Genomic DNA, 13,223 nt, shown 5'->3' on the forward strand with positions numbered 1-13,223 from the left:
GCACCACAGACAACGACGAGGACGGGCGACGCGTGGCCGAGGCGGCAGCTATCCAGGGGACCCATCCCTCACCTGCCCGTCGCTGGCTACGGCGCGTGGCCTCACTCGCTGTGGCGGCGCCGTTGCTGACCGGGCTCCTCCAAGGCGTGCCCGCCCCGGCGGCGCAGGCCGCCGAGAGCGCGAGCGGCGCCGGCGCCGTGGACGTGTCGCTGGGGAGCCTGGCGCCGAAGGCCCCGGTGGAAGGCGACACCCTCACCATCACCGGAACGGTCACCAACCGGACCAAGCAGGCCGTGACCAACGCCACGGTCGACCTCCGTGTGGGTCCCCGGATGACCAGCCGCAGCGAGATCGACGACGTGTCCGGCCGGGGCGCCTTCCGCTTCGGCGGCGAAGGGGAGACCGTCGGCGGGCGGGCCGCGGTCGAGATCCCCAAGCTGGGTGCCGGACTCAGCCGCGATTTCTCGCTCTCCGTGCCCGTGTCCAAGCTGGGCCTCGACGACTCCGGTGTCTACCAGCTCGGGGTCTCCGTCACAGGGCGGACCACGAGCCAGTCGTACGAACGAGTGCTCGGCATCGAGCGGACCTTCCTGCCGTACCAGCCCGACGAGACCGAGAAACGCACCAAGCTCACCTACCTCTGGCCGCTGATCTCCACGGCGCATGTCTCCGCCGAGACGGGCGCCGACCAGCAGCAGACCCCGGTCTTCGAGAACGACGACCTCGCCGCCGAGCTCGTTCCCGGCGGCCGGCTCGACGAGATGGTCGCGCTCGGCAAGGACCTCCCGGTGACCTGGGTCATCGACCCGGACCTGATCGCCAGCGTGGACGCGATGGCCGCGCCCTACATGGTCAAGGACGGCACCACCGAGGTGCCGGGCCAAAACCAGGAGGTCGCCAAGCGCTGGCTGGACGAGCTGGAGAAGGCCGTCCAGGGCCACAAGGTCGTCGCCCTGCCCTTCGCCGACCCCGATCTGGCCGCCCTCGCCCACCACGGCAAGGAGGTCCCGGGTTCCCTGGCGCACCTCCAGCAGGCGACCGCGCTGGCGGCCGGCACGGTCGAGACGGTGCTCCACGTGAAGCCGTCGACCGACTTCGCCTGGCCCGTCGACGGTGCCGTCGACCCGTCGGTCATGGCCGTCGCCACCTCGGCGGGCGCGAGCAACGTGATCGCCCGCAGCGACAGCTTCCGCGACGATCTGCCGTACACCCCGACCGCGGCCCGCGCGGTCGGCGGCGGCACGACCGCGGTCGTCAGCGACGCCGCGCTGTCGAAGGCGTTCCAGGGCGACCTCGTCCGGGCCGACGACTCCACGCTGGCGATCCAGTCCTTCCTCGCCCAGTCGCTGGCCACGACCCTGGAGCTGCCCGAGCAGCAGCGCAGCGTCGTGGTCGCCCCGCAGCGCATGCCCACCACGTCGCAGGCGCAGAGCATGGCGACGGCGCTGCAGGCGCTGTCCGCCAAGCGGTGGACGGAGCCGCAGGACCTGCCGGGCGCCGTCCTGGACCCGGCCGACCCGGACGCCTCGACCCGGATCCCGAGCAGCCGCTCGTATCCGAAGAAGCTGCGCGCCCAGGAGCTCGACACCAAGGCCTTCCAGAAGATGAAGGAGACCCGGGACGAGCTGGACGACTTCCGGGTGATCCTGACCGCCGCGGACCGGGTGGTGCCGCCCTTCACCAACGCGATCAGCCGGGAGATGTCCACGTCCTGGCGGGGCGAGGACCCCTCGGCCGCGCTCTACCGCGAGGAGGTCCTGCGGTATCTGCGGAGCCTCACCGAAGAGGTGCAGCTGGTCAAGAAGTCGGACCTCACCCTGTCCGGCCGCAGCGCCACCATCCCGGTGACCGTGCAGAACCGGCTGCTGCAGGGTGTGCAGCACCTGGAGCTGCGGATCTCCTCCGACAACCGGACCCGTCTGAAGCTGGTCGAGGGCGACCCGGTCGCCTCGCGCCCGGTGACGATCGACGGCGGGCACAGCCAGTCGGTGAAGTTCACCGCCTCGGCGAACGCCAATGGTCCGGTCCTGATGAAGGCCCAGCTCTACACCGAGGACGGCACGCCCTACGGCGCCCCGATGACGTTCACGGTGAAGGTCTCCGAGATCACTCCCACCGTGATGCTCGTCATCGCGGGCGGTGTCCTGCTGCTGGTCCTCGCCGGCATCCGGATGTACAGCCAGCGCAAGCGGGCCGCCGCCCGGCGCGCCGCGGCCGAAGCCGAAGCCGAGGCCGAGGCGGAGGCGGAGGCGGAGACCGAGGACGGAGCCGAGGACGGCGACGCCCGGAACGAGGACGAGGGCACGGCCGGAACCGAGACGGCGGACCCCGGTCCCGAGCCCGCCGCCGGTCCCGGGACCGGGAACGGCGCCGAGACGGAGCAGCCGAGTGACCCGACGCCCAACACCGGGTCCGAAAGCGGCGACCCGTCGGGCGCGGGTGAGAAAGTGGACCGTTGAGCGATGTCGTGGCCGGTCGGCCGGGGACGATGAGGTGGGGTAAACCATGAACGCGCCGTACGACGGTGACCGCGGTCAGGGCGCGGGCGACACCGCGCCGTCCGGCGGTACGCCCCCGGCACCGGCCCCCGGCCACCCGCCGGTGCCGTCGCCGCAGCAAGGCCCGTACCCCCCGGATCCGAACGCACCGCGGCAGGGTCCGTACGGGCAGGCCCCGTACGCGCCCGACCCGAACGCGCAGGGCCAGTACGGGCAGGCACCCCACCCGCAGGCTCCCTACGGCCAGGGCCCCCAGGCCCCGGCGCAGGGCCCGTACGCCGCCCCGAATCCTTACGGTCAGGCCCCCTACGGTCAGGACCCGTACGTCCAGGACGCCTACGCCCAGGACCCCTACCAGGCGCGGGACCTGTCCGCCCAGGACCCGGTGTCCGAGGCGCTCTACGACCGTGCCGCGCACCCGCCGCCCCCGCCGGGCACCTACGCCCCGCCGCAGTCGCTCTACCAGCAGCCGGCCGTGCAGCCGCACGCCCCGGACCCCCGGGTGTGGGCCCAGACGCCCGCGCCGGAGCCCGACGGCCCCTCGCGCCACCTGCCGTACGGCGACGACGCCCACACGGTGCAGTTCACCGGTGTCGACGACCTGGTGACCGCCGCGGGGGAGGAGGCGACCGAGCCGGACGCCTTCGCCCACCTCTACCGCGACCAGCAGGCGCCCGGCCAGGTGCCGCCGCCCGCTGCCGAGCAGAACCCGCTGCCCGCCCCCGCGCCGAAGAAGGCAGGCCGGGCGTCCGGGCTGCTCAAGTCGAGCGCCGTGATGGCGGCCGGCACCCTGGTCTCCCGCCTCACCGGCTTCGTCCGCAGCCTGGTGATCACCGGCGCCCTCGGCGCCGCGCTTCTCGGCGACACCTACACCGTCGCGTACACCCTGCCGACGATGATCTACATCCTCACCGTCGGCGGCGGCCTCAACTCGGTCTTCGTGCCACAGCTGGTCCGCTCCATGAAGAGCGACGAGGACGGCGGTGAGGCCTATGCCAACCGGCTGCTCACCCTCGTCATGGTCGCGCTCGGCGCGATCGTCGCGATCGCCGTGTTCGCGGCACCGCTGCTGATCAAGGCGATGTCGAGCACCATCTCCGACGACGCCGCGGCCAACAGCGTCGCCGTCACCTTCGCCCGCTACTGCCTGCCCACCATCTTCTTCATGGGTGTGCACGTGGTGATGGGACAGATCCTCAACGCCCGCGGCAAGTTCGGCGCGATGATGTGGACCCCGGTCCTCAACAACATCGTCATGATCGCCACGTTCGGCCTGTTCATCTGGGTGTACGGCACCTCCGGCGAATCCCACATGGGCGTCACGACGATCCCGGACGAGGGCATCCGCCTGCTCGGCATCGGCACCCTGCTCGGTCTCGTCGTCCAGGCCCTGGCGATGATCCCGTACCTGCGCGAGACCGGTTTCCGCTTCCGGCCCCGCTTCGACTGGAAGGGCCACGGCCTCGGCAAGACGGTCAAGCTGGCCAAGTGGACCGTGCTGTTCGTGCTCGCCAACCAGGCCGGTGTCCTGGTCGTCACCCAGCTCGCCACTGCGGCCGGCGAGGAGTCCGGCAAGAACGGCGCCGGCTTCCTCGCCTACTCCAACGCCCAGCTGATCTGGGGCATGCCGCAGGCCATCATCACCGTCTCCGTCATGGCCGCCCTGCTGCCGCGGATCTCCCGCGCCGCCCACGACGACGACGCGGGCGCGGTCCGCGACGACATCTCCCAGGGCCTGCGTAACTCGGCCGTCGCGATCGTCCCGGTGGCCTTCACCTTCCTGGCGCTCGGCGTCCCGATGTGCACCCTGCTCTACGCGTCCAGCGGCATCGAGGCCGCCCAGGGCATGGGCTTCATCCTGATGGCCTTCGGCCTCGGCCTGATCCCCTACTCCGTCCAGTACGTCGTGCTCCGCGGCTTCTACGCCTACGAGGACACCCGGACGCCCTTCTACAACACCGTCATCGTCGCCGCGGTCAACGCGGCCGTCTCGGCGGTCTGTTACGTGGTGCTGCCCGCCCAGTGGGCCGTGGTCGGCATGGCCGCCGCCTACGGACTGGCCTACGCGGTCGGCGTCGGCGTCGCCTGGCGGCGGCTGCGCAACCGCCTCGGCGGAGACCTGGACGGCGCGCACGTCCTGCGCACCTACGCCCGGCTGTGCCTGGCCGCCCTGCCCGCCGCCCTGGTCGGCGGCGCGGTCGGTTTCGGCCTGCTGAAGCTGCTCGGCGAAGGCGCCCTGGGCTCGCTCGCCTCCCTCGTGGTGGGCGGCGCGGTCCTGCTGGCAGTCTTCTTCCTCGCGGCCAAGCGGATGCGGATCGCGGAGCTCAACTCCATGGTCGGCATGGTCCGCGGCCGTCTGGGACGCTGATCCGCGGACGAGAACACGCGGTTCGCACAACCATCGGCGGTCGTCGCGTGTCGTGCATAGCGCCGGACTGTGGGCACAATTGGCATGGCTGTTGGATCTGGCGCAACGGATGGGGAGGCAGGAACGACGGTGGCGGAACGTAGCACGGCTGCCGTCGACGTGGCCGACAACAGCGGTGACGACCCGCTGACCGCCAAGGCGGACACGGCCGCGACCGACGGGGTGGCGGAAAAGCGGAAGCAGGCGGACACCTCCGCCAAGGACGCGAAGGGCGATACGGCCGACCGGCAGGGCGGCGACTCGCCCTCCCTCACGGCACCCGAACTGCACAGCGGCCACAAGCTGGCGAGACGGTACCGGCTGGAGGAGTGCGTCACCCGGCTGGACGGATTCAGCAGCTGGCGTGCCGTGGACGAGAAACTGCGGCGTGCCGTCGGTGTGCACATCCTGCCCGCCGACCACCCGCGCGCCCGTTCCGTGCTCGCCGCCGCCCGCTCCGCCGCGCTCCTGGGCGACCCCCGGTTCGTGCAGGTCCTCGACGCCGTCGAGGAGAACGACCTCGTCTACGTGGTGCACGAGTGGCTGCCCGACTCCACCGAGCTGACCGCACTGCTCGCGGCCGGGCCCATGGAGCCGCACGACGCCTACCAGCTGGTCAGCCAGGTCTCCCAGGCCATGTCCGCCGCCCACCGCGAGGGGCTCTCACACCTCCGCCTGACCCCCAGCGCCGTCCTCCGCAGCTCCACCGGCCAGTACCGCATCCGCGGCCTCGCGGTGAACGCCGCCCTGCGCGGCATCAGCGCCGAGGGGCCCCAGCGCACGGACACCGAGGCGATCGGCGCCCTGCTGTACGCGGCGCTCACCCAGCGCTGGCCGTACGAGAGCGACGCGTACGGTCTGTCCGGCCTCCCCAAGGGCACCGGGCTGCTCCCGCCCGACCAGGTGCGGGCGGGCGTCCACCGCGGCCTGTCGGAGATCGCCATGCGGGCCCTGGCGAACGACGGGGCCACCGCCTCACGCCAGGAACCGCCCTGCACCACCCCGGACGAGCTCGCCAAGGCCGTCGCGGCGATGCCTCGTATCCGCCCGCCGGAGCCGGAGTTCCCGCTTCCCAGCCCGCCCGAGTACCAGCGCACCACCTACCAGCAGGGCACCTACGGACGCCCGCAGGCCCACCCCGCGGTGACCCAGCCGGTCGTGGTCCCGCCGCCCCCGTTGCAGAGCCGTACCGGGAAGGCGCTGAAGTGGGCCGTCTCGGCCCTGCTGATCGCCGCCCTGGGCCTGGGCAGCTGGCAGATCGCGGACCGGCTCCTGGACCAGGGGAAGTCGGCCGAGACTCCGGCCCCCGCCCAGGAGAATCCGGGCGGGGATGAGAAGCCCAACCCGCCGAAGCCGCTCGTCATCAGTGCGGCGCAGGAGTACGCCCCGGACGGCTCACCGCAGAACGCCGACAACGTGGGCGACACCTACGACAAGGACGCCTCCACCTACTGGCGCACCAAGAGCTTCTTCGAGGGGCCGACCCTGGCACCCTTCAAGCAGGGTGTGGGCATCGTCTACGACCTCGGCTCGGAGCAGAGTCTCGCTTCCGCGTCCATAGACCTGCGCTACAGCGGCAATCACACGACCGCGACGCTGTACGCGACGGACTCCCTGAGTCCGGCGGGTTCCCCCGACTCGATGAAGAAGCTCGCCACGGCGACGACCTCCGGCGCCTCTCTCCCGATGACCGTGAAGTCGCCGGAGAAGGTCCGCTACGTGCTGCTCTGGTTCACGGCAGTCCCGCGGTCCGGCGGCGACGAGTACAGCAACGCCGGCTACAAGCAAGCCGTCACCAATGTGTCCTTCAAGGGGTCGCCGACGTAACCTCCCGCTCCCGGGATGCTGGACCAGCGCGCATACGTGTCATGCCACTGATCGAGGAGGGGGATGTGGCATCAGAGGCCGTCGAATCCGGCTCTCCCAGCGATCAGGAACTGCTCGCCGGACATGTGGCCGGCGACCCCGACGCCTTCGGGGAACTCGTGCGGCGCCACCGCGACCGGCTGTGGGCGGTGGCGCTGCGGACGCTCGGCGACCGGGAGGAAGCCGCCGACGCCGTCCAGGACGCCCTGGTGTCGGCCTTCCGGGCCGCCCACACCTTCCGCGGACAGTCGGCCGTCACCACCTGGCTGCACCGGATCACGGTGAACGCCTGCCTGGACCGGGCCCGCAAGGCCGCCTCGCGCCGCACCTCACCCATGAACGACACGGAGCGTTTTGAACAGCTCCTGGAACCGCACGAATCCGCGGAGGCGCCCGCCGAGCGGCAGGATCTGCACCGCCAGCTGCTCGCCGCCCTCTCCACCCTGCCCGCCGAGCAGCGCGCGGCTCTCGTCCTCGTGGACATGCAGGGGTACCCGGTGGCCGAGGCCGCACGGCTCCTCGACGTCCCCGCCGGGACCGTGAAGAGCCGCTGCGCACGTGGACGGGCCAAACTGCTGCCACTCCTCACTCATCTGCGCGGCGACACGGTGGGTAACGAGGGCTCCGATGGGGGAAGGAACCGGACGCCGGGGGCATCCGTCCCAACGGTGCCGGGACCCGCGGATACCGGACCGGACAAACCAGCTGTTGTGAAGGGCGGAGGTGGGCGCGCGTGACTTCCACGGCCGACACGACTCGGCACCCGGACGTCTCGGAGATCTCCGACCTCACCGAGGGGCTGCTCCCCCCATCTCGCGGTGCGGCCGTACGTGAGCATCTCGACGACTGTTCCCTGTGTGCCGACGTCCGCACCTCCCTGGAGGAGATCCGGGGGCTGCTCGGCACCCTTCCCGGACCGCCCCGGATGCCCGGGGAGATCGCCGGACGGATCGACGCCGCGCTCGCCGCCGAGGCTCTGTTGAACGCGACCGAGCCGGACACCGACACTCATGTTTCACGTGAAACATCGCACAGACGCCCCGCGCCGTCCGTCCCGGCCCGTCCCACCGCCGACCGCCCCGCCGGCCGGCCGGCCGCCGCGACCGGGCCCGGTCGCCCCCGTCGGGCCCGCCGCCGGACCGTCGTCCTCGGCGCCGCCTTCGGGACGGCGGTGCTGGGTCTGGGCCTCTTCTTGCTCCAGTCGAACGGCCAGGACGCCGGCACGGCCGCCGACAGCCCGTCCGACATGGCCGTCGCCTCGAAGACCACCCGGTTCGACGGTCGGCCTGTCGCGTCCACGGTGCGGGACCTGATGAACGATGACAGCACTCTCCAGGCTCCCCAGGGCAGCGGCGCTCCTCGCTCGCTCTCCGGTGAGGGCAGCGGAGGGGGCCGGAAACGCGCGGCAGCGGAGCTGCCCGCCTGTGTACGGGCCGGCACCCAGCGCACCGACCCGGTGCTCGCCTTCCAGCGCGGCGACTCCGACGGAACGCCTGCCTACCTCGTCGTTCTCCCTGACAGCGCGGACACCAGCCGGGTGCGGGCGTATGTGATCGACGCCTCCTGCACCGACGGAAAATCCGACCGGGCCGCCGTCCTGTCCCAGGAGTCCCTCCCTCGCTCCTGAAGTCCGTGCCGCGCCGAGTGGCGGTCTCGGGAATGCTTGCCCCGTAGGATCCGTTGGGTGGGGTGAAGGAAGCAATTCCCACCGCCACCGTAGGCGGTAGGCAGTCTGCAGAGACGAGGAAGAAACCCGTGAGCGACGTCCGTAACGTGATCATCATCGGCTCCGGGCCCGCGGGTTACACCGCAGCGCTGTACACCGCCCGCGCGTCGCTGAAGCCGCTCGTCTTCGAGGGGGCCGTCACCGCCGGTGGCGCCCTGATGAACACGACCGAGGTGGAGAACTTCCCGGGATACCGTGACGGCATCATGGGCCCCGACCTCATGGACAACATGCGCGCCCAGGCGGAGCGCTTCGGCGCCGAGCTCGTGCCGGACGACATCGTCGCCGTGGACCTCACGGGCGACATCAAGACCGTCACCGACACCGCCGGCAACGTGTACCAGGCCAAGGCCGTCATCGTCACGACCGGCTCCCAGCACCGCAAGCTCGGCCTGCCGAACGAGGACACCCTCTCCGGCCGCGGTGTCTCCTGGTGCGCCACCTGCGACGGCTTCTTCTTCAAGGACCAGGACATCGCCGTGGTCGGCGGTGGCGACACCGCGATGGAGGAGGCCACCTTCCTGTCGCGCTTCGCCAAGTCGGTCACGATCGTCCACCGCCGTGACTCGCTGCGCGCCTCCAAGGCGATGCAGGAGCGCGCGTTCGCCGACCCGAAGATCAAGTTCGCCTGGGACAGCGAGGTCGCCGAGGTCCACGGCGACCAGAAGCTCAGCGGTCTGACCCTGCGCAACACCAAGACGGGCGAGACCAGCGAGCTCCCGGTGACCGGTCTCTTCATCGCCGTGGGCCACGACCCGCGCACCGAGCTCTTCAAGGGCCAGCTGGAGCTGGACGAGGAGGGCTACCTGAAGGTCGACGCCCCGTCCACCCGCACCAACCTCACCGGTGTCTTCGGCGCGGGCGACGTCGTCGACCACACGTACCGTCAGGCGATCACCGCCGCCGGCACCGGCTGCTCCGCGGCGCTCGACGCCGAGCGTTTCCTGGCCGCCCTCGCCGACAGCGAGAAGCTCGCCGAGACCCCCGCGGTCTGACCCTCACTTCTCCCCCACCCCACACCCCACACACATGAAGGAGCCCGCCGTGGCCGGCACCCTGAAGAACGTCACCGACGCCGACTTCGAGAAGGAGGTCCTCAAGAGCGACAAGCCCGTTCTCGTGGACTTCTGGGCGGCCTGGTGCGGCCCGTGCCGTCAGATCGCCCCGTCGCTGGAGGCCATCGCCGCCGAGCACGGCGAGATCGAGATCGTGAAGCTCAACATCGACGAGAACCCGGCCACCGCCGCGAAGTACGGCGTCATGTCGATCCCGACGATGAACGTCTACCAGGGTGGCGAGGTCGTGAAGACGATCGTCGGCGCCAAGCCGAAGGCCGCGCTCGAGCGTGACCTCTCGGACTTCCTCGTCACGAAGGCCTGACCTTCGCGCTGTTTCACGTGAAACATCGGTGACATCGATGGCCCGCCCCCTGGAATTCGCCGGAAGGGGGCGGGCCATCGTCGTCTCTCCGGCCCGTACGGGACACCGGGTCACAGGGGCCGCAGCGCCGGCTCCTTCTGTACGGCGCCCAGAAGCCGGTCCAGGGCCATCTCGACGTCCTCCTTCCAGGAGAGCGTCGACCTCAGCTCCAGCCGCAGCCGGGGATAGGCCGGGTGCGGCCGTACGGTCTTGAAGCCCACGGCCAGCAGTTGGTCGGCGGGGAGCACACAGGCAGGCTCCTTCCAGCGGGCGTCCCCGAAGGCCTCGATCGCCTTGAAGCCGCGCCGCAGTAAGTCCTTCGCCACGGTCTGCACCATCACCCGCCCGAGCCCCTGCCCCTGGTATCCCGGCATGATCCAGGCCGTCATCAGCTGCGCCGCGTCCGCGGCGACCGGGCTGGTGGGGAAGGCGGTGGAGCGGGGCACATACGCGGGAGGCGCGTACAGCACGTAGCCGACGGGGACCTCGTCGACATACACGACCCGTCCGCAGGAACCCCATTCCAGGAGCACCGCGGAGATCCAGGCCTCTTTCTCCAGTTCCGGGCGGCCGGCCTTCACGGCCGCCTCCCCGCTCACCGGGTCGAGCTCCCAGAAGACACAGGAGCGACACCGCTTGGGGAGATCCGGAAGGTTGTCCAGGGTGAGCGGTACGAGCCGACGCCCCACGGCTCCTCCTCGGTTCCCTCGGCCAGCGCCGTACGAATAAGCCTGTCCGCATCGTAACGACGGGCCGTTCGGGACGGTACCGCCGACAGGCAAAGGGCGGGGCATGCTCCGGTGAAGACCGGAACACGCCCCGCCTTGGTGGACGAGGGGGAGCGGCTCAGCCCTGAGCGCCCTGCTCCTCGTCGGTGGGGCCGTTCTCCATCACGCGGTTCTCACCGGGGGCCAGCGTCGAGAGGATCCGGTTCAGATCCCCCACCGAGGCGAACTCGACGACGATCTTGCCCTTCTTCTGCCCCAGGTCGACCTTCACCCGGGTCTCGAAGCGGTCGGAGAGCCGGGTCGCCAGCTCGGTCAGGTCCGGAGCGACACGCGTACCCGCCCGGGGCCCCTTGGGCTTGACCGGCGCCGAGGACTCCGAGCCCATCAGCTTCACGATCTCTTCCACGGTTCGCACCGAAAGGCCCTCGGCCACGATCCGGTACGCCAGCTGCTCCTGCGCCTCCGGGTCCTCCACACCGAGCAGAGCACGGGCGTGACCGGCCGAAAGGACGCCGGCGTTGACCTTGTTCTGCACCGGGAGGGAGAGCCGCAGCAGACGCAGCGTATTGGTGACCTGGGCCCGGGACCGGCCGACCCGGTCGGCGAGCTGGTCGTGGGTACAGTCGAAGTCCTTGAGCAGCTGGTCGTAGGCGTGGGCCTCTTCCAGCGGGTTCAGCTGCGCCCGGTGCAGGTTCTCGAGCAGGGCGTCGAGGAGCAGCTTGTCGTCCTCGGTGGCCCGCACGATCGCCGGGATCCGCTCCAGGCCGGCCTCACGGCTGGCCCGCCAGCGACGCTCGCCCATGATGAGCTCGAAGCGCTCGTCGTCCACCCGGCGCACGACGACGGGCTGGAGCAGACCGACCTCCTTGATGGAGGCGACCAGCTCGGCCAGAGCGTCCTCGTCGAACACCTCACGCGGCTGGCGCGGGTTCGGCGAGATGGAGTCCAGCGGCAGCTCGGCGAAGAACGCACCGGCAGGGGCCTCCGGCAGCGGCGCGGGGCCCGGTTCCGGCAGGTTCACCAGCTTCGCGGCCGGCACTCCCCGGTCCGAGCCGAGCGCCGGAACCGCCGCGGAAGACGGCGTGCCGACGGCGGCCCCCACTCCGACGGCCGATACCTGAGGCTCCGGGGAGGCCGCCGGAATCAGCGCGCTGAGTCCCCTTCCCAACCCCCTGCGTCGCTCGCTCACTGCATCCCCTCCGACATTCGCTGGCTGTTCTGGTGGCCCATGGGCGGCTGTCCGCCGTGGGCCTGGGTGGCGTCATAGCGCAGATCGACGCCACGGAGGGCGATCTCACGTGCGGCTTCGAGGTACGACAGGGCACCGCTGGAGCCCGGGTCGTAGGTGAGGACGGTCTGCCCGTAGCTCGGCGCCTCCGAGATACGCACCGACCTCGGGATACTGGTCCGCAGGACCTCCTTGCCGAAGTGGGTGCGCACCTCCTCGGCGACCTGTGAGGCGAGCCGGGTACGGCCGTCGTACATGGTGAGCAGGATCGTCGAGACGTGCAGCGTCGGGTTGAGATGCCCGCGCACCAGGTCGACGTTCCGCAGCAGCTGACCGAGGCCCTCCAGTGCGTAGTACTCGCACTGGATCGGGATCAGCACCTCGGCGCCGGCCACCATGGCGTTGACCGTGAGCAGGCCGAGCGAGGGCGGGCAGTCGATCAGAATGTAGTCGAGCGGCTGCTCGTACGCGAGGATCGCGCGCTGGAGCCGGCTCTCCCGGGCCACCAGCGACACCAGCTCGATCTCCGCACCGGCGAGATCGATGGTGGCGGGCGCGCAGAACAACCCCTCGACATCCCGGACGGGCTGGACGACCTCGGAGAGCGGCTTGCTCTCCACCAGGACGTCGTAGATCGAGGGAACGTCGGCGTGATGGTCGATGCCGAGCGCGGTGGAGGCGTTGCCCTGCGGGTCGAGGTCGATGACCAGGACGCGGGCGCCGTGCAGCGCGAGGGACGCGGCCAGATTGACGGTCGTGGTCGTCTTGCCCACGCCGCCCTTCTGGTTGGCGACCACCATCACACGGGTGCGGGCGGGCCGGGGCAGTCCCTCGCCGGCCCGTCCCAGGGCCTGCACGGCCAGCTGGGCCGCACGGCCGATAGGGGTGTCGTCCATCGGAGGCGGTGTTTCACGTGAAACATCCGCCCCTACCGATTCGGTTCGGGGACCGGGGACCGGATCGGTCATCGGTCCCGCGGCATTGGCGTCGGACCGCAAGGATTCACTCTCCTCGGCTTCAGGCTCGCGATGCACAGAGCCTGCCATGCTTCCGGGGCCGTGAACCAGCGAGGCCCGTGGTTCTGTGGATGAATCCACCTCTGTGGACAACTCCGTAACCCTCACGGGGGGTTTCGCCTGGTGTTTACGATCCCGGGGCGTGGCAACCGCACGGCCACGGCTGATGATTCCCTGCAGCAGTGAGCGACGTTTCACGTGAAACACGATGCACGTGCCGCAGGGCCGGGACCTCCCGACACTCCGAAATCAGCAGGTAACGCCGATTGTACGGAGCAGAGAGGCCGGAAAGATCACAAGGGTGCCGAAAGGTACAGGCACGGTCGGTGGCCGCA

10 protein-coding genes are annotated in these 13,223 nt (G+C 70.7%); 7 read left to right on the plus strand and 3 right to left on the minus strand.

Features of this window, described 5'->3' with window-relative positions; translation table 11 throughout:
• Nucleotides 1-32 precede the first annotated feature (32 nt).
• The 7 genes from ABZ693_RS14695 (at nt 33) to trxA (ending at nt 9,877) form a co-directional block, all read left to right on the plus strand.
• Nucleotides 33-2,459, plus strand: a complete 2,427-nt coding sequence (locus tag ABZ693_RS14695; RefSeq protein ID WP_359876402.1) for a DUF6049 family protein — start codon at nt 33-35, stop codon at nt 2,457-2,459.
• A 46-nt stretch (nt 2,460-2,505) separates the two neighbouring features.
• Nucleotides 2,506-4,866 (plus strand): murein biosynthesis integral membrane protein MurJ, encoded by a 2,361-nt coding sequence (gene murJ, locus ABZ693_RS14700; RefSeq protein WP_359876404.1) that lies wholly within the window; start codon nt 2,506-2,508, stop codon nt 4,864-4,866.
• Nucleotides 4,867-4,995: 129 nt separating this feature from the next.
• On the plus strand, nt 4,996-6,732 hold the full coding sequence (locus tag ABZ693_RS14705) for a protein kinase family protein (protein WP_359876406.1): 1,737 nt from the start codon (nt 4,996-4,998) through the stop codon (nt 6,730-6,732).
• A gap of 41 nt (nt 6,733-6,773) precedes the next feature.
• Nucleotides 6,774-7,508: an RNA polymerase sigma factor SigM gene (gene sigM, locus ABZ693_RS14710; protein WP_359876409.1), complete on the plus strand. Its 735-nt coding sequence runs from the start codon at nt 6,774-6,776 to the stop codon at nt 7,506-7,508.
• Entirely contained in the window at nt 7,505-8,398 is an 894-nt protein-coding gene (locus ABZ693_RS14715) for an RsmA family anti-sigma factor (RefSeq protein ID WP_359876411.1), read from the plus strand. Before sigM ends, ABZ693_RS14715 begins: the two co-directional genes overlap by 4 nt.
• Before the next feature lie 128 nt (nt 8,399-8,526).
• Nucleotides 8,527-9,492 carry a thioredoxin-disulfide reductase gene (trxB, locus tag ABZ693_RS14720; RefSeq protein WP_359876413.1) on the plus strand — a complete coding sequence of 322 codons (966 nt, stop codon included), beginning with the start codon at nt 8,527-8,529 and terminating at the stop codon, nt 9,490-9,492.
• 49 nt (nt 9,493-9,541) lie between these two features.
• On the plus strand, nt 9,542-9,877 hold the full coding sequence (trxA, locus tag ABZ693_RS14725) for a thioredoxin (RefSeq protein ID WP_359876415.1): 336 nt from the start codon (nt 9,542-9,544) through the stop codon (nt 9,875-9,877).
• 110 nt (nt 9,878-9,987) lie between these two features.
• Here the strand turns inward: trxA and ABZ693_RS14730 are convergent, their stop codons facing one another.
• The 3 genes from ABZ693_RS14730 to ABZ693_RS14740 form a co-directional block, all read right to left on the minus strand.
• Nucleotides 9,988-10,605, minus strand: coding sequence for a GNAT family N-acetyltransferase (locus ABZ693_RS14730; RefSeq protein WP_359876417.1), 618 nt, complete (start codon nt 10,603-10,605; stop codon nt 9,988-9,990).
• A gap of 157 nt (nt 10,606-10,762) precedes the next feature.
• Complete coding sequence (locus ABZ693_RS14735; RefSeq protein ID WP_359876418.1) at nt 10,763-11,833, minus strand: ParB/RepB/Spo0J family partition protein; 1,071 nt, start codon at nt 11,831-11,833, stop codon at nt 10,763-10,765.
• Complete coding sequence (locus ABZ693_RS14740; RefSeq protein ID WP_359876420.1) at nt 11,830-12,918, minus strand: ParA family protein; 1,089 nt, start codon at nt 12,916-12,918, stop codon at nt 11,830-11,832. The genes ABZ693_RS14735 and ABZ693_RS14740 overlap by 4 nt, the downstream gene beginning before the upstream one ends.
• Nucleotides 12,919-13,223: the final 305 nt, after the last annotated feature.

The organism is Streptomyces laurentii (genome assembly GCF_040635425.1).
In the GTDB taxonomy this organism is placed as follows: Bacteria; Actinomycetota; Actinomycetes; order Streptomycetales; family Streptomycetaceae; genus Streptomyces; species Streptomyces laurentii.

Bases quoted from the DNA above. Each gene is read 5' to 3' on its own strand.
- murJ (WP_359876404.1), top strand. From the start codon at position 2,506: ATGAACGCGCCGTACGACGGTGACCGCGGTCAGGGCGCGGGCGACACC.
- sigM (WP_359876409.1), top strand. From the start codon at position 6,774: ATGCCACTGATCGAGGAGGGGGATGTGGCATCAGAGGCCGTCGAATCC.
- ABZ693_RS14740 (WP_359876420.1), bottom strand. From the start codon at position 12,918: ATGGCAGGCTCTGTGCATCGCGAGCCTGAAGCCGAGGAGAGTGAATCC.